This window comes from Streptococcus oralis, assembly GCF_964238205.1.
GTDB classification, from domain to species: Bacteria; Bacillota; Bacilli; order Lactobacillales; family Streptococcaceae; genus Streptococcus; species Streptococcus oralis_CZ.
This window is the reverse complement of the sequence record NZ_CAXSLF010000007.1, coordinates 85,484-109,316: the sequence shown is the minus strand read 5'-3', so window position 1 is coordinate 109,316 and position 23,833 is coordinate 85,484. Positions and strand designations below refer to the sequence as shown.

General features: G+C 36.8%; 24 protein-coding genes. 18 read left to right on the top strand and 6 right to left on the bottom strand.

Annotated elements, in window-relative coordinates:
• Positions 1-5 precede the first annotated feature (5 nt).
• Positions 6-1,628, bottom strand: a complete 1,623-nt coding sequence (locus ACESOD_RS09310; RefSeq protein WP_000958799.1) for an ATP-binding cassette domain-containing protein — start codon at positions 1,626-1,628, stop codon at positions 6-8.
• 206 nt (positions 1,629-1,834) lie between these two features.
• Between ACESOD_RS09310 and trpS the strand changes: the two genes are divergently transcribed.
• Both trpS and guaB read left to right on the top strand, forming a co-directional pair.
• Positions 1,835-2,860, top strand: a complete 1,026-nt coding sequence (gene trpS, locus ACESOD_RS09305) for a tryptophan--tRNA ligase (RefSeq protein ID WP_001039667.1) — start codon at positions 1,835-1,837, stop codon at positions 2,858-2,860.
• Between the two features lie 162 nt (positions 2,861-3,022).
• Positions 3,023-4,501: an IMP dehydrogenase gene (gene guaB / locus ACESOD_RS09300; RefSeq protein WP_045762410.1), complete on the top strand. Its 1,479-nt coding sequence runs from the start codon at positions 3,023-3,025 to the stop codon at positions 4,499-4,501.
• 54 nt (positions 4,502-4,555) lie between these two features.
• Here the strand turns inward: guaB and recF are convergent, their stop codons facing one another.
• Positions 4,556-5,647 (bottom strand): DNA replication/repair protein RecF, encoded by a 1,092-nt coding sequence (recF, locus tag ACESOD_RS09295; protein ID WP_373095366.1) that lies wholly within the window; start codon positions 5,645-5,647, stop codon positions 4,556-4,558.
• 2 nt (positions 5,648-5,649) lie between these two features.
• Entirely contained in the window at positions 5,650-6,018 is a 369-nt protein-coding gene (gene yaaA / locus ACESOD_RS09290) for a S4 domain-containing protein YaaA (protein ID WP_373095363.1), read from the bottom strand.
• A 161-nt stretch (positions 6,019-6,179) separates the two neighbouring features.
• On the opposite strand from yaaA, the gene yfmF reads away from it, so the two are divergent.
• The 13 genes from yfmF to tsf all read left to right on the top strand — a co-directional run bounded on the left by yfmF (position 6,180) and on the right by tsf (position 18,956).
• Positions 6,180-7,430, top strand: coding sequence for an EF-P 5-aminopentanol modification-associated protein YfmF (gene yfmF / locus ACESOD_RS09285; RefSeq protein WP_373095360.1), 1,251 nt, complete (start codon positions 6,180-6,182; stop codon positions 7,428-7,430).
• Positions 7,427-8,710, top strand: a complete 1,284-nt coding sequence (gene yfmH / locus ACESOD_RS09280; protein WP_373095357.1) for an EF-P 5-aminopentanol modification-associated protein YfmH — start codon at positions 7,427-7,429, stop codon at positions 8,708-8,710. Before yfmF ends, yfmH begins: the two co-directional genes overlap by 4 nt.
• A gap of 37 nt (positions 8,711-8,747) precedes the next feature.
• Positions 8,748-9,572: a cytoskeleton protein RodZ gene (rodZ, locus tag ACESOD_RS09275; RefSeq protein ID WP_373095354.1), complete on the top strand. Its 825-nt coding sequence runs from the start codon at positions 8,748-8,750 to the stop codon at positions 9,570-9,572.
• A gap of 12 nt (positions 9,573-9,584) precedes the next feature.
• Positions 9,585-10,124, top strand: a complete 540-nt coding sequence (gene pgsA / locus ACESOD_RS09270; protein ID WP_061863869.1) for a CDP-diacylglycerol--glycerol-3-phosphate 3-phosphatidyltransferase — start codon at positions 9,585-9,587, stop codon at positions 10,122-10,124.
• 2 nt (positions 10,125-10,126) lie between these two features.
• The gene (locus tag ACESOD_RS09265) at positions 10,127-10,954 is read left to right on the top strand and encodes an energy-coupling factor ABC transporter ATP-binding protein (protein ID WP_373095350.1); all 828 of its coding nucleotides are present in this window, start codon (positions 10,127-10,129) and stop codon (positions 10,952-10,954) included.
• Positions 10,939-11,778 (top strand): energy-coupling factor transporter ATPase, encoded by an 840-nt coding sequence (locus tag ACESOD_RS09260; RefSeq protein ID WP_373095347.1) that lies wholly within the window; start codon positions 10,939-10,941, stop codon positions 11,776-11,778. The genes ACESOD_RS09265 and ACESOD_RS09260 overlap by 16 nt, the downstream gene beginning before the upstream one ends.
• Positions 11,771-12,565 (top strand): energy-coupling factor transporter transmembrane component T family protein, encoded by a 795-nt coding sequence (locus ACESOD_RS09255; protein ID WP_373095344.1) that lies wholly within the window; start codon positions 11,771-11,773, stop codon positions 12,563-12,565. Before ACESOD_RS09260 ends, ACESOD_RS09255 begins: the two co-directional genes overlap by 8 nt.
• Positions 12,566-12,586: 21 nt before the next feature.
• Complete coding sequence (mreC, locus tag ACESOD_RS09250) at positions 12,587-13,408, top strand: rod shape-determining protein MreC (RefSeq protein ID WP_049526148.1); 822 nt, start codon at positions 12,587-12,589, stop codon at positions 13,406-13,408.
• The gene (gene mreD / locus ACESOD_RS09245) at positions 13,405-13,899 is read left to right on the top strand and encodes a rod shape-determining protein MreD (protein WP_223140375.1); all 495 of its coding nucleotides are present in this window, start codon (positions 13,405-13,407) and stop codon (positions 13,897-13,899) included. The genes mreC and mreD overlap by 4 nt, the downstream gene beginning before the upstream one ends.
• Before the next feature lie 91 nt (positions 13,900-13,990).
• Positions 13,991-15,208 carry a peptidoglycan hydrolase PcsB gene (gene pcsB / locus ACESOD_RS09240; protein ID WP_373095339.1) on the top strand — a complete coding sequence of 406 codons (1,218 nt, stop codon included), beginning with the start codon at positions 13,991-13,993 and terminating at the stop codon, positions 15,206-15,208.
• A gap of 195 nt (positions 15,209-15,403) precedes the next feature.
• Positions 15,404-16,618, top strand: coding sequence for an aminoacyltransferase (locus tag ACESOD_RS09235; RefSeq protein ID WP_373095336.1), 1,215 nt, complete (start codon positions 15,404-15,406; stop codon positions 16,616-16,618).
• Between the two features lie 436 nt (positions 16,619-17,054).
• The gene (gene rpsB, locus ACESOD_RS09230; RefSeq protein WP_000268462.1) at positions 17,055-17,837 is read left to right on the top strand and encodes a 30S ribosomal protein S2; all 783 of its coding nucleotides are present in this window, start codon (positions 17,055-17,057) and stop codon (positions 17,835-17,837) included.
• 78 nt (positions 17,838-17,915) lie between these two features.
• Positions 17,916-18,956 carry a translation elongation factor Ts gene (gene tsf / locus ACESOD_RS09225; protein ID WP_373095333.1) on the top strand — a complete coding sequence of 347 codons (1,041 nt, stop codon included), beginning with the start codon at positions 17,916-17,918 and terminating at the stop codon, positions 18,954-18,956.
• A gap of 122 nt (positions 18,957-19,078) precedes the next feature.
• Here the strand turns inward: tsf and cysK are convergent, their stop codons facing one another.
• From cysK to ACESOD_RS09210, 3 genes are all read right to left on the bottom strand, one after another.
• Positions 19,079-20,005 carry a cysteine synthase A gene (gene cysK, locus ACESOD_RS09220; RefSeq protein ID WP_373095330.1) on the bottom strand — a complete coding sequence of 309 codons (927 nt, stop codon included), beginning with the start codon at positions 20,003-20,005 and terminating at the stop codon, positions 19,079-19,081.
• A 96-nt stretch (positions 20,006-20,101) separates the two neighbouring features.
• The gene (locus ACESOD_RS09215) at positions 20,102-20,545 is read right to left on the bottom strand and encodes a PH domain-containing protein (protein WP_045762425.1); all 444 of its coding nucleotides are present in this window, start codon (positions 20,543-20,545) and stop codon (positions 20,102-20,104) included.
• Between the two features lie 16 nt (positions 20,546-20,561).
• Positions 20,562-21,197, bottom strand: a complete 636-nt coding sequence (locus tag ACESOD_RS09210) for a YigZ family protein (RefSeq protein ID WP_373095326.1) — start codon at positions 21,195-21,197, stop codon at positions 20,562-20,564.
• A 55-nt stretch (positions 21,198-21,252) separates the two neighbouring features.
• Here ACESOD_RS09210 and ACESOD_RS09205 point away from each other — a divergent pair, with 55 nt between their 5' ends.
• The 3 genes from ACESOD_RS09205 to hpf all read left to right on the top strand — a co-directional run bounded on the left by ACESOD_RS09205 (position 21,253) and on the right by hpf (position 23,832).
• A complete protein-coding gene (locus ACESOD_RS09205; protein ID WP_373095323.1) occupies positions 21,253-22,551 on the top strand; it encodes a DEAD/DEAH box helicase in 1,299 nt (432 codons plus the stop codon).
• Positions 22,548-23,210 carry a ComF family protein gene (locus tag ACESOD_RS09200; RefSeq protein ID WP_373095320.1) on the top strand — a complete coding sequence of 221 codons (663 nt, stop codon included), beginning with the start codon at positions 22,548-22,550 and terminating at the stop codon, positions 23,208-23,210. The genes ACESOD_RS09205 and ACESOD_RS09200 overlap by 4 nt, the downstream gene beginning before the upstream one ends.
• A gap of 79 nt (positions 23,211-23,289) precedes the next feature.
• On the top strand, positions 23,290-23,832 hold the full coding sequence (hpf, locus tag ACESOD_RS09195; RefSeq protein WP_045762429.1) for a ribosome hibernation-promoting factor, HPF/YfiA family: 543 nt from the start codon (positions 23,290-23,292) through the stop codon (positions 23,830-23,832).
• Position 23,833: the final 1 nt, after the last annotated feature.

Here is a 23,833-nt window from a genome sequence, read left to right as displayed (position 1 = left end):
ATTATTTAGTCTTTCCAAAGTTCTTTGACTTTTGCTTGTACTTCAGCATTTTCTAAGAATTCATCATAGGTTTCATCGATACGGTCGATTACACCATTTTTAGATAGGACAATAATGTGGTTAGCCAATGTTTGAATGAATTCATGGTCATGACTGGCGAAGATGATTGATTCTTTGAAGTTTTTCAATCCATCGTTCAAACTTGAAATAGATTCCAAATCTAAGTGATTAGTAGGATCGTCAAGTACTAGAACATTTGATTTCAAAAGCATGAGTTTCGATAGCATCACGCGCACCTTTTCTCCTCCTGACAAGACGTTTACAGGTTTGTTAACCTCATCTCCAGAGAAGAGCATACGACCAAGGAAACCACGCAAGAAGGTATTGTCATCTTCTTCTTTACTTGCAAATTGACGGAGCCAGTCAAGGATAGATTCACTCCCAGCAAAATCAGCTGAATTGTCTTTTGGTAAGTAAGAGCGACTAGTTGTAACCCCCCACTTGACAGTTCCTTCATAGTCGATATCACCCATGATCGCACGAATCAATGCAGTTGTTTGAATGTCGTTTTGACCGATAAGAGCTGTCTTGTCACCTGGACGTAAGATAAAGCTGATGTTGTCAAGAATAGTTTCACCATCAATCTTGACAGATAGATTTTCTACTGTCAAGAGATCGTTTCCGATTTCACGTTCAGCTTTAAAGTTGATAAATGGATATTTACGACTAGATGGCACAATTTCTTCAAGTTCAATCTTATCAAGCATTTTCTTACGTGATGTTGCTTGTCTTGATTTAGAAGCATTAGCAGAGAAACGAGCAACGAATTCTTGTAATTGCTTAATTTTTTCTTCTGCTTTAGCATTACGGTCTGCTAGCAATTTAGCAGCAAGCTCAGAAGATTCTTTCCAGAAGTCGTAGTTTCCGACATAGAGTTTGATTTTTCCAAAGTCAAGGTCGGCCATGTGAGTACATACTTTGTTCAAGAAGTGACGGTCATGGGATACGACAATAACGGTGTTATCAAAATCAATCAAGAAATCTTCTAACCAAGTAATAGATTGGATATCAAGACCGTTGGTCGGCTCATCCAAAAGAAGGACATCTGGTTTACCAAATAGAGCTTTAGCAAGGAGTACTTTCACTTTGTCTCCATTTGCAAGTTCACTCATATTTTGGTAATGAAGATCTTCAGGTATATTCAAGTTTTGCAAGAGTTGTGAAGCTTCACTCTCAGCTTCCCAACCACCTAGTTCAGCAAATTCACCTTCAAGCTCAGCTGCACGAACTCCATCTTCATCAGTAAAGTCTGCTTTCATATAGATAGCATCTTTTTCTTTCATGATATTGTATAGTTTTTCATTACCCATGATAACAACATCAATAACACGTTCATCCTCGTAGTCAAAGTGATTTTGACGAAGCACAGAAAGACGTTCATCAGGTCCAAGAGAAACATGACCAGTTGTAGGTTCGATATCACCAGCTAAGATTTTTAAAAATGTTGATTTACCTGCACCATTAGCACCAATTAAACCATAGGTGTTTCCTTCTGTAAATTTGATGTTGACCTCATCAAAAAGTTTGCGATCACTAAAACGTAGTGAAACATCAGATACTGTTAGCAATTTTTTTCTCCTATTATATGTAATACTCTAATTCTACTAGAAAATCAGCAAATATTCAAATTTTTATCTGTCAATTATTTGTAAAGAATGTTTACAGATAGTTTACAGTCAAGGAGTTGAAATCGTAATTATTTGATAAAAAAAATTACCTGTCTTTTTATCAAAAAAATGCTATAATTGAAAGGACTATATCAAAGGAGAATAAGATGAATAAACCCATTATTTTAACAGGAGATCGTCCAACGGGGAAATTACATATTGGGCACTACGTTGGTAGCTTAAAAAATCGTGTCTTATTACAGCAAGAAGATAAATATGACATGTTTGTTTTTTTGGCTGACCAGCAAGCTTTAACTGACCATGCAAAAGATCCACAAACTATTGTAGAGTCTATTGGGAATGTTGCTTTGGACTATCTTGCAGTGGGATTGGATCCTAACAAATCAACGATTTTCATTCAAAGTCAAATTCCAGAATTGGCAGAGTTGTCTATGTATTACATGAATCTAGTGTCTTTGGCTCGTCTGGAGCGTAATCCTACTGTAAAGACAGAAATTGCTCAGAAAGGATTTGGAGAAAGTATTCCAACTGGATTTTTAGTTTATCCAATTGCTCAAGCAGCAGATATCACAGCTTTTAAGGCTAACTATGTTCCTGTAGGTACAGACCAAAAACCGATGATTGAACAAACGCGTGAGATTGTGCGTTCATTCAATCATGCCTATAATTGTGATGTTTTAGTAGAACCGGAAGGAATTTATCCTGAAAATGAAGGAGCAGGTCGCTTACCTGGTCTTGATGGAAATGCCAAAATGTCTAAATCGCTTAATAATGGTATCTACTTGTCAGATGATGCAGATACTTTGCGTAAGAAAGTAATGAGTATGTATACAGATCCAGATCATATTCGTGTCGAGGATCCAGGTAAGATTGAAGGAAATATGGTCTTCCATTATTTAGATGTTTTTGGACGTCCTGAAGATGCTCAAGAAATTGCTGACATGAAAGAGCATTATCAACGTGGAGGTTTAGGTGATGTCAAGACTAAACGTTATCTACTGGAAATCCTAGAACGTGAACTTGGTCCAATCCGTGAACGTCGCCTAGAATATGCTAAAGATATGGGTGAAGTGTATAATATGCTTCAAAAAGGTAGTGAAAAAGCTCGAGAAGTTGCTGGTCAAACGCTATCAGAAGTAAAATCAGCAATGGGTCTAAATTACTTTCATTAATAGATAAAATATGAACTCTAAAACTATCTCTTCTTTAAAATTAAAGGGATAGTTTTTTTACATTATCTATTATCAATATAATTGACAAATTTTCATAGAATGGTATGATAGATACAATACAAAAAGCGTCAAGCTCAAAAAGAAAGAAAAGAGGAAACTTCAATGTCTAATTGGGACACTAAATTTTTGAAAAAAGGTTTTACCTTTGATGATGTATTGCTTATTCCAGCAGAGAGTCATGTATTGCCTAATGATGCGGATTTAACAACAAAATTGGCAGATAATTTGACTTTAAATATCCCAATTATTACAGCAGCCATGGATACTGTAACAGAAAGCCAAATGGCTATTGCCATTGCGCGTGCAGGTGGTCTTGGTGTTATCCATAAAAATATGTCTATTGAACAGCAGGCAGATGAAGTTCGTAAGGTAAAACGTTCTGAAAATGGTGTTATCATTGATCCATTCTTCTTGACTCCAGAGCATACAATTGCAGAAGCAGATGAACTCATGGGACGTTACCGTATCAGTGGTGTTCCAGTGGTTGAAACTCTTGAAAATCGTAAATTGGTTGGTATTTTAACAAACCGAGACCTTCGTTTTATTTCAGATTACAATCAACCAATCTCAAATCATATGACCAGTGAGAATCTTGTTACTGCTCCGGTTGGAACAGATCTTGAAACAGCTGAGAGCATTCTTCAAGAACACCGTATTGAAAAACTTCCTTTGGTTGATGAAGAAGGTCGTCTTTCTGGCTTGATCACGATTAAAGATATTGAAAAAGTGATTGAGTTTCCAAATGCAGCTAAAGATGAGTTTGGTCGTCTTCTAGTTGCTGGTGCGGTAGGTGTCACTTCTGATACATTTGAACGTGCTGAAGCCCTCTTTGAAGCAGGAGCAGATGCAATTGTCATCGACACAGCACACGGACACTCTGCAGGGGTTCTTCGTAAAATCGCTGAAATCCGTGCCCATTTCCCAGACCGTACACTGATTGCTGGAAATATCGCTACTGCTGAAGGTGCACGTGCTCTTTATGATGCAGGAGTTGACGTTGTTAAAGTTGGTATTGGGCCAGGTTCAATCTGTACAACTCGTGTTATCGCAGGTGTAGGAGTTCCACAAGTTACAGCTATCTATGATGCAGCAGCCGTTGCACGTGAATATGGCAAAACAATCATTGCTGATGGTGGAATCAAGTATTCTGGAGATATTGTTAAAGCCCTTGCTGCTGGTGGAAATGCAGTAATGCTTGGATCAATGTTTGCAGGAACAGATGAAGCTCCAGGAGAAACTGAAATCTTCCAAGGACGTAAGTTCAAGACATATCGTGGTATGGGTTCAATCGCTGCAATGAAGAAAGGTTCAAGCGACCGCTACTTCCAAGGTTCTGTCAATGAAGCAAATAAACTCGTTCCAGAAGGAATTGAAGGTCGTGTTGCTTACAAAGGAGCAGCAGCTGATATCGTATTCCAAATGATTGGTGGTATCCGATCTGGTATGGGGTATTGTGGTGCAGCTAACCTTAAAGAATTGCATGACAATGCTCAATTTATCGAAATGTCAGGTGCCGGTCTAAAAGAAAGCCATCCACACGATGTGCAAATCACAAATGAAGCACCAAACTACTCAATGTAATAAAAAATCTCCTGTAAAACAGGAGATTTTTTATTATTTACGCCAATGTAAAATTTAGTTTACAGATAATTGACCGTTCTTTACAGTAAATATACTGAGATTATCAGGTAAGTTTTGAAGATGCTCTAAACTAGTTGTTGTAATAAAGGTTTGAATATTTTGAGATATAGTTTCTAATAATTTAAGTTGACGAGTATTGTCAAGTTCACTCATAACATCGTCAAGTAAAAGTATAGGCGATTCTTTTGTAATGCTCTCCATTAATTCGATTTCAGCTAGTTTAATAGAAAGAACAAGGCTACGATGTTGCCCTTGACTTCCAAAGTTTGCGTCCATTCCATTGATTAAGAAAATTATATCGTCCCGATGAGGACCAACTCCAGTATTCTTCTTAAATAAATCTCTTGCTCTACTTTTTTGAAGTGCTGCATAAAAAGATTCTGATAGTTTTTCCTTGTCAGTGAAGTTTACAGATGGTTGATAACGAATTGACAACTCTTCTAATTGATCCGAAATATCAAAGTGTTTTTTACGACCAAAAGATTCCATTTTTTTGATAAATTCTTCTCTATGAACCATTACTCGACAACCATAGTCTACTAGCTGGTCATCCAGAACAGATAAAAATGTTTCGTCAATCTGATTCGCTGACTTTAAATAGGTATTTCTTTGTTTGAGCACATGGTTGTAGCTTGACAAGTCTGACAAGTATATGGGTTTGATTTGCCCTAGCTCCATATCTATAAACTTACGTCGGATAGCTGGTGCTCCTTTGACAAGTTGTAAATCTTCGGGTGCAAATAGAACAACATTCATGTGTCCAATATAGTCAGATAGCCGAGCTTGCTTTAAGTGATTGACTTTAGTAATCCGACCTTTTGGGGTTAAGTCAATCTCAAGTGGTACAGTAGCCGTTCTTTTTTGAAGAATTCCAGAAACTTGAAGTTGTTCTTCTTCAAATTGAATTAAATTCTTGTCTGTCTTTGTACGATGACTTCTAGTTAAAGCTAAAAAGTAAATACTTTCCAGAAGATTAGTTTTGCCTTGAGCATTTCGACCCACAAATACATTTAATTTAGGATTAAATTCAATTTCGGTATTCTGATAGTTTCTAAATTGCTTGATGGATAAGTTTTTTAGCCACATACTTATCTACCTGGGAAACGTGGTGCAGTTTTTGTTTTAGCTTTCGGGGTCTTTTTTGTTGGCTTTTTTTTGACCGTCTTATTCATTTCTTTGACAAGTTTAGCCACACGTTCTTTCTCAAGTTTTTCTTGGAGATATTCTTCCTGTTCTTCTAAGCTCGGTTGCGTCAGAATGATTTGGATTTTCATGTCAGGAATGTCGATAGAGTCTCCGATTCTTACTTTTTTCCCACGACGATTTTCTAATTCCCCATTAAAGTAGACATGATGCTCAGCTAAAAAGGATTTAATAGCTCCTCCACTGTGTATAATACCAAGTTCTTTCAAGAGAGCTTGGAGAGTGATAAATTCTTCAAATAATTTGTATTCCATAGTTCACCTCAATCTTTGGTATTATACCATATTTTACCTTGAAATGGCAGAGGTAAATTCGTTAGAAATGAAAGCGATTTTAATTCTAAAAGGGGTAAAGAGAACAAGAAAAATTTCTCTTTTCATGGTATAATAGAACTCTATGTAGAAGGAGGTAAGCGATGGAGTTAGTACCTGGAATTACAGTGCATTTTATCCAATCAAAAAAATTTAAAACTAATAAAATTACTGTGCGTTTCACAGCTCCATTGTCTTTGGATTCAATTTCAAGTCGCATGTTAAGTGCCAGTATGCTTGAAACTGCTAACCAAAGTTATCCAACTGCTCAACTGTTTAGAAAACGTTTAGCAACCTTGTATGGAACTGATTTGTCAGCGCACGCCTATCGAAGAGGACAAAGTCATCTTGTGGATTTGAGTATTTCCTATGTGCGTGATGAATTTTTAAGTAAGAAAAACGTATTAACTTCTCAAATTTTAGAATTACTGCACCAGGTTCTGTTTATACCATTGTCGGATGAGGATGGATTTGAGAAAAATGCTTTTGACATCGAGAAAAAACAGATCTTATCAAGGCTAGAATCAGAATTGGAAGACCCATTCTTCTTTGCACATAAAGACTTAGATCAATTGTTTTTCCAAGAAGAATCAATGCAGCTAGTTCCTAAAGATTTGATTTCTAGAATTTCAGAAGAGACTCCAGAAATATGTTTTTCAAGCTATCATAAAATGCTAAAAGAAGACCAAATAGATATTTTCTTCTTGGGTGATTTTAATGAAATTGAAGTTTTAGAGTTTTTACATAAATTTCCTTTAGTAGGTCGTAAATCAGCTGTAAACATTCAATATCAGCAACCCTATTCTAATATTCTTAGAGAAGGTATTGTTAGAAAGAGATTAGGACAGTCTGTTTTAGAGATGGGCTACCATAGTTCAGTGGCATATGGTGATGAAGCACAGATGGCAGTGCTTCTTGTCAATGGTCTTTTAGGAGCCTTTCCTCATTCGAAACTGTTTACCCAAGTGCGAGAAAAGGAAGGGCTGGCCTATACGGTATCGAGTCATTTGGATCTTTTTAGTGGATTTTTACGATTGTTTGCTGGAATCGATCGGCAAAATAGAAATAAAGTAAGAAAATTGATGAATCATCAGTTGCTTGACATAAAAAATGGCAAGTTTACAGATAAGGAGATTGATCAGACCAAACAAATGATTCGTCGATCAATACTACTTGCTCAGGATAATCAAGATTCTATCGTCGATAAATATTATCTGTCAACTTTTTTTGGAAAAGCGAATCTTGACACAAAAACTTTAATCGATAAGCTTGAACAAGTTGATAGAGAAGCAATTTGTGAAGCAGCAAACAGTTTTAAGTTGCAGGCTATTTATTTTATGGAAGGAGCAGAATGACAAGACCTACTTTTCAAAAGAAATATTATCCTTCTGTAAAAGAAACTTTGTATCAAACTAGCTTAGAAAATGGTTTGACAGTTACTTTACTACCTAAAAAGGACTTTAACGAGGTTTATGGCGTTGTAAGTGTCCAAGTCGGTTCTGTTGACACAAGGTTTACAGTGGATGATAAGGACTTACAACAATATCCACAAGGAATTGCTCATTTCTTAGAACATAAGCTTTTTGAAAGAGAAGATTCTGGAGATGTTATGGCAGCTTTTACAGAGTTGGGTGCTGAAAGTAATGCCTTTACGAGCTTTACGAACACTAACTATCTTTTCTCGACTTCTGAAAATGCTCTAGAGTGTTTAGATTTGCTAGAAGAACTTGTCACTACTTTCAATATGACTGAAGAATCTGTGGAGCGCGAAAAGGATATCATTCAACAGGAAAGAGAGATGTATCAGGATGATCCGGATTCTTGTTTATTTTTCAAGACTTTGGCAAATCTCTATCCAGAAAGTCCTTTAGCTTCAGATATTGTTGGTAGTGAAAACTCTATTGATGCTATTTGTTTGGAGGATTTAGAAGATAACTTTAAAGAGTTTTACAGACCTGTCAATAGTAATATCTTTTTAGTGGGGAATTTTGATTTTGAACTGCTTGAAGATTATTTTGCTAAGAAATCTCATCCTCAAGAAAAAAAACATGAGTTTAAGAGAGAAAAAATACCTTTACATCCTGTAAAGACTACTGAAAGTTTACGGATGGACGTGGCTTCTCCAAAATTAGCGATTGGTATTAGAGGAAATAAAGACATCGGAAATCGAGATCAGTATCGTTATCATCTTTTATTGAAATTGTTGTTTACAATGATGTTTGGTTGGACTTCACAAAGATTTCAAAAATTATATGAGACAGGTAAACTGGATGCTTCCCTGTCTCTAGAAATAGAAGTTGATCCTCGTTTCCATTTTGTGATATTAACAATGGATACAAAGGAACCTGTGGCACTTTCTCATCAATTTCGTAAAGCTATTCGCAATTTTATGAAAGATGAGGATGTAACTGAGGATCACTTGGATATTGTAAAAACTGAGATGTATGGAGAATTTCTTCATAGTATGGATTCCCTAGAATACATTGCCACTCAGTATCATCCAACCGATACAGGTTCTACCCTGTTTGACCTTCCTAAACTTTTGCAGGAAATTACTTTAGAAGATGTTCTAGAGGCTGGACATGATTTGATAGATAATAGCGATATGGTTGATTGTACAATTTTCCCGATATAATCGCTAGAAAATACACTAGAAAGAAGGAATGTTAAGTATGAGAAAAAAAACAATTGGTGAGGTCTTACGTCTTGCAAGAATTAACCAAGGACTGAGCTTAGAGGAATTGCACAGAAAGACAGATATTCAGCTGGATTTGTTGGAGGCAATGGAGTCAGATGATTTTGACAAACTACCGAGTACTTTTTATGCTCGTTCATTTTTGAGAAAGTATGCTTGGGCTGTTGAATTAGATGAAAATATCGTTCTAGATGCCTATGATTCGGGAAGTATGATTACTTATGAAGAAGTTGATGTAGATGAGATTGAACTTTCAGGACGTAGACGGTCTAATCGAAAGAAAAATTCATTTCTCCCGCTATTTTACTTTGTTCTTTTTTCTTTATCAATTTTAATTTTTGTAACCTACTATGTGTGGAATTATATTCAAACCCAACCAACTGCGTCTTCTGCGGCAACTTATAGTGTTGTGAGTTCAACAAGTAGCTCTAGTAGTGTAGCATCAAGTAGTAGTCAAGCTACTAGTTCATCAAGTTCGAGTGAGGCAACTACTTTGACTGTTTCAGGTCAGGGAGATACTTTGTCAGTGGAATATAAGACATCTAAAGATTCTGCGGATCTTCAATTATCTGTAACAGATATAACAAGCTGGATTAGTGTTTCGGATACTGATTTAGCAGGAGGAGTGACTCTCGAACCTAATAATAAAACAGCCAAAACAACCATCTCTAAAGGATCTCCAGTAACCATAACATTGGGTGTTGTTAAAGGAGTATCGGTGAAAATTGATAATAAGGAAATTGACACTTCAAAATTAACTGGTCAAACTGGTTGGATTACTCTAACATTAAGTTCAAACTAAAGGAAGGATAACATGAAAAAAGAGAATATTCCTAATATGCTTACGCTTGGTAGAATTTTATTTATTCCGATTTTTATTCTCCTTCTATCAGTTGGACCATCTCCTGTGTTACATAAAATAGCAGCAGTTATTTTTGCTATTGCCAGTATCACTGATTATCTAGATGGTTATTTAGCTAGAAAATGGCAAGTGGTTAGTAATTTCGGAAAGTTTGCGGATCCAATGGCTGATAAATTATTGGTCATGTCAGCCTTTATTATGTTGGTTGGTCTAAAGATGGCACCAGCTTGGGTGGTAGCAATAATTATTTGTCGTGAACTTGCTGTCACCGGTTTACGCTTGCTCTTAGTTGAAACAGGAGGTACTGTTCTAGCTGCTGCTATGCCTGGAAAAATCAAGACATTTAGTCAGATGTTTGCGATTATATTCTTGCTACTTCACTGGAATGTACTTGGTCAGATAACTCTTTATATTGCCTTGTTCTTCACAGTTTATTCTGGTTATGATTATTTCAAGGGAAGCGCATATTTGTTTAAAGGAACCTTTCGTTAGATATGGAATCGATTATTGAGATAAAAGACCTGTCTTTTCGATATCAGGCAGATCAAGAACATTATGATGTTCATAACATTTCGTTTCACGTGAAACGTGGAGAATGGTTGTCTATCGTTGGTCATAATGGTAGTGGAAAATCAACGACAGTTCGCTTGATTGATGGTTTGCTTGAGGCTGAATCTGGAGAAATTTGGATAGACGGTGATTGCCTAACTCCAGAAAATGTCTGGGAAAAAAGACGTAAGATTGGTATGGTCTTTCAAAATCCTGATAACCAATTCGTAGGAGCAACTGTTGAAGACGACGTTGCTTTTGGACTGGAAAATCAAGGAATCCCACTTGAAGAGATGAAGAAACGTGTTTCTGAGGCTTTATCATTGGTTGGGATGGCTGAATTTGCTAAAAAGGAACCAGCTCGCTTGTCAGGAGGTCAGAAACAGAGAGTAGCTATTGCAGGGGTTGTTGCTCTGCGACCAGATATTTTAATCTTGGATGAGGCTACAAGTATGTTGGACCCTGAGGGACGATTAGAGTTGATTAAGATAGTCCAGAAGATTCGCAAAGACCATCAGATGACAGTCATCTCCATTACGCATGATTTAGATGAGGTTGCTATGAGTGACCGTGTTTTAGTGATGAAAAAAGGAGAGGTCGAGTCAACAAGCGCGCCTAGAGAATTATTTTCTAGGTCAGATTTAGATCAAATTGGCTTAGATCAACCCTTTGTCAACCAATTAAAACAATCACTGCGTGATAATGGCTTAAAATTACCAGAGCACTACCTGACCGAGGAGGAGCTCGAGGAGGCTTTATGGGAATTATTCTAGACAATGTTAGTTATACGTATCAAGAAGGAACGCCGTTTGCCTCAGCTGCCTTGTCCGACGTCAGTTTGTCAATAGAGGATGGCTCTTATACTGCGATTATTGGGCATACAGGAAGTGGGAAATCTACAATTCTACAACTCTTGAATGGTTTGTTGGTTCCTACAAAGGGAAGTGTTCGTGTCTTTGATACATTGATTACACCAACATCCGTCAATAAGCAAATTCGTCAAATTCGCAAACAAGTGGGCTTGGTATTTCAGTTTGCAGAGAACCAAATTTTTGAGGAGACTGTCTTAAAAGATGTGGCTTTTGGACCTCAAAATTTTGGAGTTTCTGTAGAAGAGGCAGAAGCTATCGCGCGTGAAAAACTAGCTTTAGTAGGAATCGATGAATCACTCTTTGAACGAAGTCCATTTGAACTCTCAGGTGGACAAATGAGACGGGTTGCTATTGCTGGAATTTTGGCGATGGAGCCTAGCATTTTGGTCTTAGACGAGCCAACAGCTGGTTTGGACCCAATTGGTCGGAAAGAGTTGATGGCCTTGTTTAAAAAGCTTCATCAAGATGGCATAACAATTGTTCTAGTAACCCACCTTATGGATGATGTGGCCGAATTTGCTGACCAAGTTTATGTGATGGAAAAAGGGAAACTAGTTAAGAGTGGGAAGCCAAGTCTTGTCTTTCAAAATGTCGAATTTATGGAAAAAATCCAATTGGGTGTTCCTAAAATCACACGATTTGCTCAAAGGCTAGTTGACAGAGGAATTTCTTTCGAACAATTGCCGATAACGATAGAGGAGTTTAAGGAGTTTATCAATGGATAATATGATTTTAGGTCGATACATACCAGGAAATTCGATTATTCATCGTTTGGATCCTCGTAGTAAGTTAGTAGCAATGATTTTATTGATCATCATCGCTTTTTGGGCCAATAATCCAATTACAAATCTCATACTCTTCATTGCAACAGCCATATTTGTCATTTTATCAGAAGTTCCCTTATCTTTTTTTATAAAAGGTTTGCGGTCTATGTTTTTTCTGATTGCTTTTACAACCCTTTTTCAACTGTTCTTTATCTCTGGTGGTCAAGTCTTGTTCGAGATGGGATTTATAAAAATCACAAGCTATGGTATTGAGCAGGCAGGAATTATTTTTTGTCGTTTTGTGTTGATTATCTTTTTCTCAACCTTGCTTACTTTGACAACCATGCCATTGAGCTTGGCAACAGCGGTTGAATCCTTGCTTGGACCTTTAAAAAGATTTAAGGTTCCAGTTCATGAGATTGGACTCATGTTGTCAATGAGTTTACGATTTGTACCAACCTTGATGGATGATACGATTCGAATTATGAATGCTCAAAAGGCGCGTGGTGTTGATTTTGGAGAAGGTAATGTAATTCAAAAGGTTAAGGCTATGATTCCTATTTTGATTCCTTTGTTCGCTACAAGTTTGAAACGAGCGGATTCTCTTGCTACAGCCATGGAAGCTAGAGGCTATCAAGGTGGTAATGGACGTAGCCAGTATAGACAGTTAAATTGGATGAACAGAGACAGTATAGCGCTATTATTTGTTTGTGTATTGGGTGCAATTCTATTTTTGCTAAAATCTTAGAATGTAATATAAGGTAGAGGTATGAACCGTTTTAAAAAATCAAAATATATCATTGTTCTATTTGTCGTTGTATTAGTAGTATCCGTTTTTTTAGTAACAACACAATCAAGTGCAGTTGTAACAAAAGCTGGAGATGGCATTTCATTAGTCGATAGAATAGTGCAAAAGCCTTTTCAATGGCTTTCTTCCGTAAAATCTGATTTAGGTCGTTTGACCAGAACCTATAACGAGAATGAAACTCTCAAAAAAGAACTCTATCAGATGAAGAAGGAAACGAATGAAGCAGACAGTCTCAAGGAAGAAAATGAGCAACTGCGTCAGTTATTGGATATGAAGTCAAAATTGAATGCAACCAAGTTGATTGCTTCTGACGTCATCATGAGAACTCCGGCAACCTGGAAACAAGAGTTGACAATTGATTCAGGTTCTCAACAAGGTGTGACCAGTAATATGCTTGTGATTGCTGGTGGGGGACTGATTGGAAGCGTGGGAAAGGTTGAAGATAACTCTACTGTGGTCAACTTATTAACCAACGCGGAAAACACAGAGAAAATATCCGTTAAAATCCAACACGGCTCTACTAGTATATATGGCATTATCATTGGGTACGACAAAGAAAAAGACTTGCTTAAAATAAGCCAGTTAAATAGTAGTAGTGACATTAGTCAGGGAGACAAGGTAGTTACAGGAGGTCTGGGCAACTTTAAAACTACAGATATTCCCGTAGGAGAGGTTGTATCAGTTACCCATAGTAGTGATTATCTAACAAGAGAAGTTATGGTCAAACTCCATGCTGATCCAATGAATCTAAAAGTCGTAGAGTTAGTGGGGAATCCATCATGAGACTGTTGAAGCAGATAGGGATGTTTTTACTCTTGCCTATAGTTGTCTTAATAGACAGTCATTTAGGGCAATTTGTAAATAGTTTTTTTCCACATTTTCAAATTGTGAGCCACTTTATCTTCATCTTCTTGTTGTTTGAAACAATAGAAGTATCTGAGTATCTGTTTTTAGCTTATTGTCTAGTTCTAGGGCTTATATACGATATTTATTTCTTCCATTTGATTGGAATCGCTAGTCTTCTATTTGTGATTATTGGAGCAATAGTGTATAAAAGCAACTCAGTTATTTTGTCAAATAGATGGACTAGACTATTAGCTATTTTAATGATGACTTTCTCTTTTGAATTTGGTAGTTTTCTTCTAGCGCAAATGATTGGATTAACTGCTGAAAGTATAACAGTCTTTATCGTTTATGGCCTAGTTCCGTCAATGATATTAAACTGTCTCTGGATGTTAGTTTTCCAGTTTATTTTTGAAAAAATATATCTATAAGAAAGAAACAAAACTGTAATAAAGGCGTAATATTTATTAGGCCTTTTTTTGATATACTAGTATTGTCTTAAAAGAAGGAGTATTCACACTTATGAAGAAAAAAATCCTAGCATCACTTTTGTTAAGTACAGTATTGGTCTCACAAGGAGCTGTTCTTTCAAGTGTTAAAGCAAATACAACAGATGAAAAGATTGCTGCTCAAGATAGTAAAATTAGTAACTTGACAGCTCAACAGAAAGAAGCTCAAAAACAAGTAGACGAAATTCAAACTAAAGTTTCAGCTATTCAATCAGAGCAAGAAAAATTACAATCTGAAAACGAAAAACTTCAAGAAGAATCTAAAAAACTTGAAGGTGAAATCGCAGAGCTTTCAAAAAATATCGTAGCACGTAATGAATCACTTGAAAACCAAGCTCGTAGTGCACAAACGAACGGAACTGCTACAAGTTATATCAATACGATTATTAACTCTGACTCAATTACAGAAGCTATTTCTCGTGTAGCAGCTATGAGTGAAATCGTATCAGCAAACAATAAAATGTTGCAGCAACAAAAAGAAGATAAGAAAGCTATTTCTGAAAAACAAGTTGCAAACAACGAAGCAATCAATACAGTCATTGCTAACCAACAAACGCTTGCTGACGATGCTCAAGCTTTGACAACAAAACAAGCAGAATTGAAAGTAGCTGAGTTAAATCTTGCAGCTGAAAGAGCTACAGCAGAAAATGAAAAAGCTAGCTTGTTGGAGAAAAAAGCAGCAGCGGAGGCAGAAGCCAAAGCAGCAGCGGAGGCAGAAGCAGCTTATAAAGCTAAACAAGCAAGTCAACAACAAACAGTTGCTGCTTCAGCAAATACAACCTTTGCTGCACAAGTACAAGCAACTTCAAGTTCTTCATCATCTTCATCATCAGATGATGACTCAAGTTACACACCTGCACCAACTCCTGTAAGCCAACGTCCTACATATAGTACAAACGCTTCAAGTTATCCAGTAGGTCAATGTACATGGGGAGCAAAAACTTTAGCACCATGGGCTGGCGATTACTGGGGAAATGGTGGTCAATGGGCTGCAAGTGCAGCGGCTGCAGGTTTCCGTACAGGTTCTACACCACAAGTTGGAGCAATTGCTTCATGGGATGATGGAGGATACGGACATGTAGCAGTTGTTACAGCAGTTGAATCATCAACTCGTATTCAAGTTTCTGAATGTAACTATGATGGTAGTGGAACTCAACCAATCGGAAATTATCGTGGATGGTTTAATCCTACAGCATCACGTGGTACAGTAAGATACATTTATCCAAACTAACATATTAATTATTACTAAATTTAGGGTGAGGTTTTATTAATCTCACCCTTTGTATAGTATTAATAAAAAATTTTTATCATAATGTTTTTGTCATTGTGGAATTAAAGATGGGATGAAAACTATCGGATATGTAGCTAGGATAAGTATGTTTATCTAACAAAATAATATGTTTTTAAGAGAGTTGGTACTGGAATTATGTTTACTTATAAAATGAATGTTGATGTTCAAGAGTGGGATTTATTTTTAGAAAATCATCCTCAAGGGAATTTATTGCAGAGTAGTGATTGGGCCAAGATAAAGGATACTTGGGGGAATGAGAGAGTTGGATTTTATAAAGAAAATCAACTAGTTGGAGTAGCGAACATCTTAATTCAGCCTCTTCCATTAGGATTTTCCATGTTCTATATTCCAAGAGGCCCAGTTATTAATTATGAAGATAAAGAACTTCTGAAATTTGTGATTTTAACATTGAAAAAAATTGCTAAAAAAAGCAATGCAATAATGGTTAAATTTGATCCAAGCCTTTTTATCAGTCGAAGTCTTATCGACCAAAAAACTATTCAAAATTCTAAAACTTTTGAAATTGTTGAGGAATTGCAAAAAAATAAAGTTCATTGGACAGGATTGACAAAGGATATGGCAGAAAACATACAACCTCGTTTTCAAGCTAATATTCATAAAGAAAACTTCTCGCTGGATCAACTGTCCAAATCTACTCGACAGGCCATCCGAACTGCAAGAAATAAAGGATTGGAAGTGAAATTCGGTGGACTTGATTTATTAGATGAATTTTCATTTTTAATGAAGAAAACAGAGTCTCGTAAGAATATCAGTTTACGAGGAAAAGATTATTATCAGAAGTTATTGACTACTTATCCTGATCATTCCTTTATCACACTGAGCTATTTAGATTTACCTAATAGACTGAAAGAAGTTGAGCAGCAACTGGAAAAAAATCTTAAAATAGCGCAGAAATTCACTGATAAAACGAAAGAAGGCAAAGTAAAAGAGAATCAGCAAGAGAGAAAACGATTAGAAGAAGAAATTGCTTTTCTTAAGAGCTGTATTGATAGAGGGGATAGTGTTGTTCCATTGTCTGGAACTTTGACCATCGAATTTGGGAAAACATCTGAAAACTTATATGCTGGAATGAATGAAGAATTTAGACACTATCAACCTGCTATTCCAACATGGTTTGAGACTGCTCAACATTCATTTGAACGTGGAGCAGAGACTCATAATATGGGTGGAATTGAAAATAATTTAGAGGGTGGGTTATTTAATTTTAAATCTAAGTTTAATCCCACTATCGAGGAATTTGCTGGTGAGTTTAATTTCCCAACTAGCTCATTGTATTTCTTGTTTAATATAGCCTATAAAATCCGTAAGAAACTGCGAAGTAGCAAGTAGAAAGTCAAAGACTTATTGTCAAGTTTAATCTTTAGTAATTGTTTTTTTGAGAACATAGAGTATGAAGATATGACACTTGCTATCAAAAAATATAAAGTAGATTCTTTCATATCAAAACATTTAAGTTATCAACTCGAAATATTTTGTATTTATCTGAATCTCAACATAAGTGGTTATTGCATATTTAGCAGTAACAATTTATGTTGGGATATTTTTTTATTCAAAGTTAATAAATTTTTTTAAAATTTCAGTTGGGGAGTTAGGTTATGAAGGAAAAACTAGCAAAATTACTTGAAAAAAAGGCTCAACTATGATACAATGTAACTTGTCGTGTAAACGATAATACTCATTCTTGATGAATTGTGAAGCTGTTGCCTTCGGGTCGTTTTGCAAGCTGAAATCAAGAAGAGGAAAAAAACAAAAAGGAGAAATACTCATGGCAGTAATTTCAATGAAACAACTTCTTGAGGCTGGTGTACACTTTGGTCACCAAACTCGTCGCTGGAACCCTAAGATGGCTAAGTACATCTTCACTGAGCGTAACGGAATCCACGTTATCGACTTGCAACAAACTGTAAAATACGCTGACCAAGCATACGACTTCATGCGTGATGCTGCAGCTAATGATGCAGTTGTATTGTTTGTTGGTACTAAGAAACAAGCAGCTGACGCGGTTGCTGAAGAAGCAGTACGTTCAGGTCAATACTTCATCAACCACCGTTGGTTGGGTGGAACTCTTACAAACTGGGGAACAATCCAAAAACGTATCGCTCGTTTGAAAGAAATCAAACGTATGGAAGAAGATGGAACTTTTGAAGTTCTTCCTAAGAAAGAAGTTGCACTTCTTAACAAACAACGTGCACGTCTTGAAAAATTCTTGGGTGGTATCGAAGATATGCCTCGTATTCCAGATGTAATGTACGTAGTTGACCCACATAAAGAGCAAATCGCTGTTAAAGAAGCTAAAAAATTGGGAATCCCAGTTGTAGCGATGGTTGACACAAACACAGATCCAGACGATATCGATGTAATCATCCCAGCTAACGATGACGCTATCCGCGCAGTTAAGTTGATTACAGCTAAATTGGCAGACGCTATCATCGAAGGTCGCCAAGGTGAAGATGCTGTTGCAGCAGTTGAAGCAGAATTTGCAGCTTCAGAAGCTCAAGCAGACTCAATCGAAGAAATCGTTGAAGTTGTAGAAGGCGACAACGCTTAATTCATATAAATAGTAATTACCTAGGAGGGCGGGGCTTAGCCCGGCTCTCCTATTTTTAAAAAATATAGGAGAATCAAAATGGCAGAAATTACAGCTAAACTTGTTAAAGAGTTGCGTGAAAAATCTGGTGCTGGTGTTATGGACGCTAAAAAAGCATTGGTTGAAGTTGAAGGCGATATCGAAAAAGCGATCGAATTGCTTCGCGAAAAAGGTATGGCAAAAGCAGCTAAGAAAGCTGACCGTGTTGCTGCAGAAGGTTTGACTGGTGTTTATGTTGACGGTAACGTTGCAGCAGTTGTTGAAGTAAATGCTGAAACTGACTTCGTTGCGAAAAACGCTCAATTTGTTGAGTTGGTAAACGCAACAGCTAAAGCGATCGCTGAAGGAAAACCAACTAACAACGAAGAAGCTCTTGCTTTGACAATGCCTTCAGGTGAAACTCTTGAAGCAGCTTATGTGTCTGCAACAGCAACTATCGGAGAAAAAATCTCATTCCGTCGTTTTGCTTTGATTGAAAAAACAGATGCACAACACTTCGGAGCATACCAACACAACGGTGGACGTATCGGTGTTATCTCTGTAATCGAAGGTGGAGACGAAGCACTTGCTAAACAAATTTCAATGCACATCGCTGCTATGAAACCAACAGTTCTTTCATACAAAGAATTGGATGAGCAATTTGTTAAAGATGAGTTGGCACAATTGAACCACGTTATCGACCAAGATAACGAAAGCCGTGCTATGGTTGGTAAACCAGCTCTTCCACACTTGAAATATGGATCAAAAGCTCAATTAACTGATGAAGTGATTGCTCAAGCTGAAGCTGATATTAAAGCTGAGTTGGCTGCAGAAGGCAAACCAGAAAAAATCTGGGATAAAATCATCCCAGGTAAAATGGATCGTTTCTTGCTTGACAACACTAAAGTTGACCAAGCATACACACTTCTTGCACAAGTTTACATCATGGATGACAGCAAGACAGTTGAAGCTTACCTTGAAACAGTTAACGCTTCAGTAGTTGAGTTCGCTCGCTTTGAAGTTGGTGAAGGTATCGAAAAAGCTGCAAACGACTTTGAAGCAGAAGTTGCAGCTACAATGGCAGCAGCCTTGAATAACTAATAAAAAAGTAAGGAAGCAAATCTGCTTCCTTTTCTTTTGTTAGAGGGGATTCATAGGAATCCTTTTTTTATTTTAAACGGTAAACAAAAAGCCCTATACAAGGGCTTAGTGTATTTAGGAGACTATACTTCGAATTCATAGAGTGCTGTAGATAGGTAACGTTCTCCATTATCTGGTGCAAGCGCAAGGACTTTTTTACCTGCTCCAAGTTTTTTAGCGACTTCAATTGCTGCATAGATAGCTGCTGCAGAAGAAATACCGACTAAGAATCCTTCTTTTCCACCGATTTCACGGCCAAGTGCAAGAGCATTATCTGATGTTACACGAACGACACCATCGTAAGCTTTTGTATCAAGTGTATCTGGAATGAATCCAGCAGAGATACCTTGAATTTTGTGAGGACCTGGCTTTTCACCAGACAAGATAGCTGACTCGTCTGCCTCAACAGCAAAAACTTGAATGTTTGAGTTAGCAGTTTTAAGAGCATGAGAAACACCAGAAATAGTTCCTCCAGTACCAACACCAGCAACAAAGGCATCTAAACCATCAGATCCGAAATCAGCTAGAATTTCAGCTCCTGTTGTTCTTTCGTGAACTTCTGGGTTAGCTTGGTTATTAAACTGTAATGGTAGGAAACCATCACGCTCAGCAGCAATTTCCTGCGCTTTTGCAATCGCACCTTTCATTCCTTCGCTACCAGGAGTGAGGACTAGTTCAGCTCCATAAGCTTGGATAATTTTACGACGTTCCACGCTCATTGTTTCAGGCATAACGATAACAACTTTGTAACCTTTAGCGGCACCAACCCATGAGAGACCAATACCAGTGTTCCCACTAGTTGCTTCTACAATGGTAGAACCTGGTTTCAATTTACCTTCTTGTTCTGCTTTTTCAATCATGCTTAGGGCGATACGGTCCTTAACTGACGATCCTGGGTTAAAAGCTTCAAGTTTTACATAAACATCTGCTGCACCTTCTGGTACAATGTTATTCAATTTAACAATCGGTGTTCTACCGATGAGTTCTGTGATATTGTTATAAATTACCATATTAGCACCTCTTTATATAAGATGTTACTAGTATAACGCTAACTTTAACTTTTGTAAAATATAGAAATCCTATCGGAGTGATAGGATTTTTTTATATCAGTGATTCAAACCATTCATATTCAATCGATTATGATAAGCTAAGTCAAATAGATAGGTGTAAAGAGGTACAATATCAGTTTTCTTTGGAAATTCAAATTTGTGAGAATTAAAATGCTCATTGTGAGATTTTAAAAAGGCATTTTCTAAATAAGTAATCGTAATCTCACTATCATCAATCCCAAGTCCAGCAGTTTCCATTTCAACATTGACAATGTTCATGAGGAAAATTGATTTGATAGACATCTTCCGTCCGGTTGCCCCTTGTTTATCTGTAAAGATGATTCGGATATTTGTAAAGATAATTGAGTCACGAATGAGTTTATATCCGCTTTGAATTTCTTCATTTTCTAATAAATATTGTCCAAACTCCTTGGTAAGAGCTTCTTTACTTTGCTCACTGAAGTTTCCAGCGAGTCCCTGAATTAATCTTCCAAAAGCCATATGATATTTCCTTTCTTTACGATAGGTTTACAGGTACTTCAACTTCACGTAAACCTTTGTCGGTTAGAGTAACTTTTCCATTGAAAAATTCAATGAGATCAGCCTTGATACCGTATTTCTTTTCTTTATCAATGAAAATCATAGTGTCAACTTTATCTGTAAAGTTTGTCTCTAATTCTATAAGATTATTCTCTTTAAGAAAATTACCGTATTCTTGATATTGGGCATAAGACATTTGAATGGAGATGCCAGCTTGCTCTTTGATTTCAATAATGCCAATTTCCTTAACTGCTAGGGCAACACTACCAGCATAAGCGCGAATCAAACCACCAGCCCCTAGTTTGATACCACCAAAATAACGAGTAACTACAACACAGACATTAGTAAGGTTGTGATTCTCCAGAACTCCTAGCATAGGAACGCCAGCAGTCCCACTAGGTTCTCCATCATCACTAGTTCGCTTGATTTCACTACGCTCACCGACAATAAAAGCAGAGCAGTTGTGTGTAGCTTTATAGTGTTCTTTTTTAATAGTTGTGATAAAATCACGAGCCTCTTCCTCACTATAGACACGTTTGGCATGACAGATAAAGCGTGATTTTTTGATTTCTTCTTGGACTTGTCCGTCCTCTTTTATAGTTCTGTATTCCATATTTTTATTGTACTAAAAAATAGCGTAAAGTTCTACATTTTACGAATAAAGAAATATGAAAGTAAATCCAAATTATCTCGGTCGCCTTTTTACCGAACAAGAATTAAGTCATGAGGAGAGACAACAAGCAAAACAAATTCCATCCATGAAAAAAGAAAAGGGTCAACAATATTGTCAGCGTTGTGGTAGTCAGATAGAAGAAGAATGGCATTTGCCTATTGGTGCTTTTTATTGCCGAGAATGCTTGATTATGAAGCGAATAAGAAGTGATCAAAATCTCTATTATTTTCCGCAAGAAAGGTTTCCACAGCAAGATGTACTAAAATGGTCAGGTCAACTGACTCCATTTCAAGAGCGGGTATCACAAGGACTCCTTCAGGCGGTAGATAAGAAGGAGGCTACCTTGGTACATGCAGTGACAGGAGCTGGTAAGACAGAGATGATTTACCAAGTTGTTGCCAAGGTAATTGATCAAGGTGGAGCTGTTTGTTTGGCCAGTCCACGAATTGATGTTTGCCTAGAACTCCATAAACGATTACAAAATGATTTTGCATGTGAGATTGCACTATTACATGGGGAGTCGGATCCGTATTTTCGTACACCTTTAGTTGTAGCAACCACTCACCAGCTATTAAAATTTTATCAAGCTTTTGATTTATTGATTGTGGATGAAGTAGACGCCTTCCCTTATGTTGATAATCCTGTACTTTACCATGCTGTCAATAATTGTGTAAAGGAGACCGGATTGAGAATATTTTTAACAGCAACGTCAACTGATGAGTTAGATAGAAAAGTTAAACAAGGGGAGTTAAAGCGTCTTAGCTTACCCCGTCGTTTTCATGGAAATCCTCTCATTGTTCCCAAGCCAATCTGGTTATCGCATTTTAATAGATATTTAGAAAAAAATGGCTTACCTCCAAAATTAAAACTTTACATTGAGAAACAGAGAAAGACGGCCTATCCCTTACTAATCTTTGCCTCTGAGATTAAAAAGGGAGAAAAACTAAAAGAAATTTTGCAGGAGAAGTTTCCGAATGAGAAAATAGGCTTTGTATCTTCAATCACAGAAGACAGATTAGAGCAGGTACAGGCCTTTCGAGATGGAGAGTTAACGATATTAATAAGCACAACTATATTAGAGCGTGGAGTTACCTTCCCTCGTGTAGATGTTTTTGTGGTGGAAGCCAATCATCAACTCTTTACCAAGTCAAGTTTAGTACAAATTGGTGGACGAGTTGGAAGAAGCATGGATCGTCCTACTGGAGAACTTATATTTTTCCATGACGGACCCAATCTGTCCATTAAGAAAGCCATAAAGGAGATTAAACAAATGAATCAGGAGGCAGGAGTATGAAGTGTTTATTGTGTGGTAAAAACTTGCAAAAAGAAATAACCTTTACTAACCTGCTCTGTTTTAAAAAGGAGGAGGAACTAGTCTGTGAATCCTGTATTTCGTCTTTCGAGAGCGTTGGTGGTAATCATTGTCCGAGTTGTTTTAAAAAAGGTTTGTCAACTATTTGTCAAGATTGTCAATTTTGGTGTAAAAAAGGTGTAAAGGTTGATCATGTGGCTCTTTATTCCTATAATCAGGCCATGAAAGAATATTTTAGTCGCTATAAATTTGATGGTGATTATCTTCTTAGAAAGGTATTTTCTGAGATATTGCAAAAAAAGTTAAAGAAGTATAAGGACTATCAGATTGTGATTGTTCCTCTGAGTGACCATCGTTTAAAAAGCAGAGGCTTTAATCAAGTTGAAGGTTTGATAAAGGATACTGGGTTAGCATATCTGGATATTTTGGTTAAAAAAGAAGTGGAGGCTAGTTCTTCAAAAAATCGAGCTGATCGTTTACTTACAGAGTTTCCATTTTTTCTGAAAGATGGCGTGAAGCCCCCAGAAAATATCTTACTCTTTGATGATATTTATACAACTGGAACTACCTTGAATCGTCTTAAAAGTATGTTTTTAGAGGCTGGTTGTCAGAATATTAAAACTTTTTCCCTCGCAAGATGAGGAAAAAGTTTGCAAAAAAAATATGAAAGCGTTATAATATAATTAGAAAAACAAATATGTTTAGAAAGAAGGTACTTATATGATTAAATATAGTATCCGTGGTGAAAACCTAGAAGTAACAGAAGCAATTCGTGATTATGTAGTTTCTAAACTCGAAAAGATCGAAAAATACTTCCAAGCAGATCAAGAATTGGATGCGCGTGTTAACTTGAAAGTTTATCGTGAAAAGACTGCTAAAGTTGAAGTAACCATTCCGCTTGGATCTATTACTCTTCGTGCAGAAGATATTTCTCAAGATATGTACGGTTCTATTGATTTGGTGACAGATAAGATTGAGCGTCAGATTCGTAAAAACAAAACTAAAATTGAACGTAAGAACAGAAATAAAGTATCTACAAGTCAACTCTTTACAGATGCTTTAGTTGAGGACTTAGATGTAGCACAACCAAAAGTTGTTCGTTCAAAACAAATTGATTTGAAACCAATGGATTTGGAAGAAGCTATCTTACAGATGGATTTATTGGGACACGACTTCTTTATCTATGTAGATGTTGAAGATGAAACAACAAATGTTATTTATCGTCGTGAAGATGGAGACATTGGTCTTCTAGAAGTTAAATAAT

What these genes read in the sequence shown, in the direction of transcription:
- trpS (WP_001039667.1), top strand. Translation starts at nt 1,835, where the DNA reads ATGAATAAACCCATTATTTTAACAGGAGATCGTCCAACGGGGAAATTA.
- guaB (WP_045762410.1), top strand. Translation starts at nt 3,023, where the DNA reads ATGTCTAATTGGGACACTAAATTTTTGAAAAAAGGTTTTACCTTTGAT.
- recF (WP_373095366.1), bottom strand. Translation starts at nt 5,647, where the DNA reads ATGTGGCTAAAAAACTTATCCATCAAGCAATTTAGAAACTATCAGAAT.
- yaaA (WP_373095363.1), bottom strand. Translation starts at nt 6,018, where the DNA reads ATGGAATACAAATTATTTGAAGAATTTATCACTCTCCAAGCTCTCTTG.
- yfmF (WP_373095360.1), top strand. Translation starts at nt 6,180, where the DNA reads ATGGAGTTAGTACCTGGAATTACAGTGCATTTTATCCAATCAAAAAAA.
- yfmH (WP_373095357.1), top strand. Translation starts at nt 7,427, where the DNA reads ATGACAAGACCTACTTTTCAAAAGAAATATTATCCTTCTGTAAAAGAA.
- rodZ (WP_373095354.1), top strand. Translation starts at nt 8,748, where the DNA reads ATGAGAAAAAAAACAATTGGTGAGGTCTTACGTCTTGCAAGAATTAAC.
- pgsA (WP_061863869.1), top strand. Translation starts at nt 9,585, where the DNA reads ATGAAAAAAGAGAATATTCCTAATATGCTTACGCTTGGTAGAATTTTA.
- ACESOD_RS09265 (WP_373095350.1), top strand. Translation starts at nt 10,127, where the DNA reads ATGGAATCGATTATTGAGATAAAAGACCTGTCTTTTCGATATCAGGCA.
- ACESOD_RS09260 (WP_373095347.1), top strand. Translation starts at nt 10,939, where the DNA reads ATGGGAATTATTCTAGACAATGTTAGTTATACGTATCAAGAAGGAACG.
- ACESOD_RS09255 (WP_373095344.1), top strand. Translation starts at nt 11,771, where the DNA reads ATGGATAATATGATTTTAGGTCGATACATACCAGGAAATTCGATTATT.
- mreC (WP_049526148.1), top strand. Translation starts at nt 12,587, where the DNA reads ATGAACCGTTTTAAAAAATCAAAATATATCATTGTTCTATTTGTCGTT.
- mreD (WP_223140375.1), top strand. Translation starts at nt 13,405, where the DNA reads ATGAGACTGTTGAAGCAGATAGGGATGTTTTTACTCTTGCCTATAGTT.
- pcsB (WP_373095339.1), top strand. Translation starts at nt 13,991, where the DNA reads ATGAAGAAAAAAATCCTAGCATCACTTTTGTTAAGTACAGTATTGGTC.
- ACESOD_RS09235 (WP_373095336.1), top strand. Translation starts at nt 15,404, where the DNA reads ATGTTTACTTATAAAATGAATGTTGATGTTCAAGAGTGGGATTTATTT.
- rpsB (WP_000268462.1), top strand. Translation starts at nt 17,055, where the DNA reads ATGGCAGTAATTTCAATGAAACAACTTCTTGAGGCTGGTGTACACTTT.
- tsf (WP_373095333.1), top strand. Translation starts at nt 17,916, where the DNA reads ATGGCAGAAATTACAGCTAAACTTGTTAAAGAGTTGCGTGAAAAATCT.
- cysK (WP_373095330.1), bottom strand. Translation starts at nt 20,005, where the DNA reads ATGGTAATTTATAACAATATCACAGAACTCATCGGTAGAACACCGATT.
- ACESOD_RS09215 (WP_045762425.1), bottom strand. Translation starts at nt 20,545, where the DNA reads ATGGCTTTTGGAAGATTAATTCAGGGACTCGCTGGAAACTTCAGTGAG.
- ACESOD_RS09210 (WP_373095326.1), bottom strand. Translation starts at nt 21,197, where the DNA reads ATGGAATACAGAACTATAAAAGAGGACGGACAAGTCCAAGAAGAAATC.
- ACESOD_RS09205 (WP_373095323.1), top strand. Translation starts at nt 21,253, where the DNA reads ATGAAAGTAAATCCAAATTATCTCGGTCGCCTTTTTACCGAACAAGAA.
- ACESOD_RS09200 (WP_373095320.1), top strand. Translation starts at nt 22,548, where the DNA reads ATGAAGTGTTTATTGTGTGGTAAAAACTTGCAAAAAGAAATAACCTTT.
- hpf (WP_045762429.1), top strand. Translation starts at nt 23,290, where the DNA reads ATGATTAAATATAGTATCCGTGGTGAAAACCTAGAAGTAACAGAAGCA.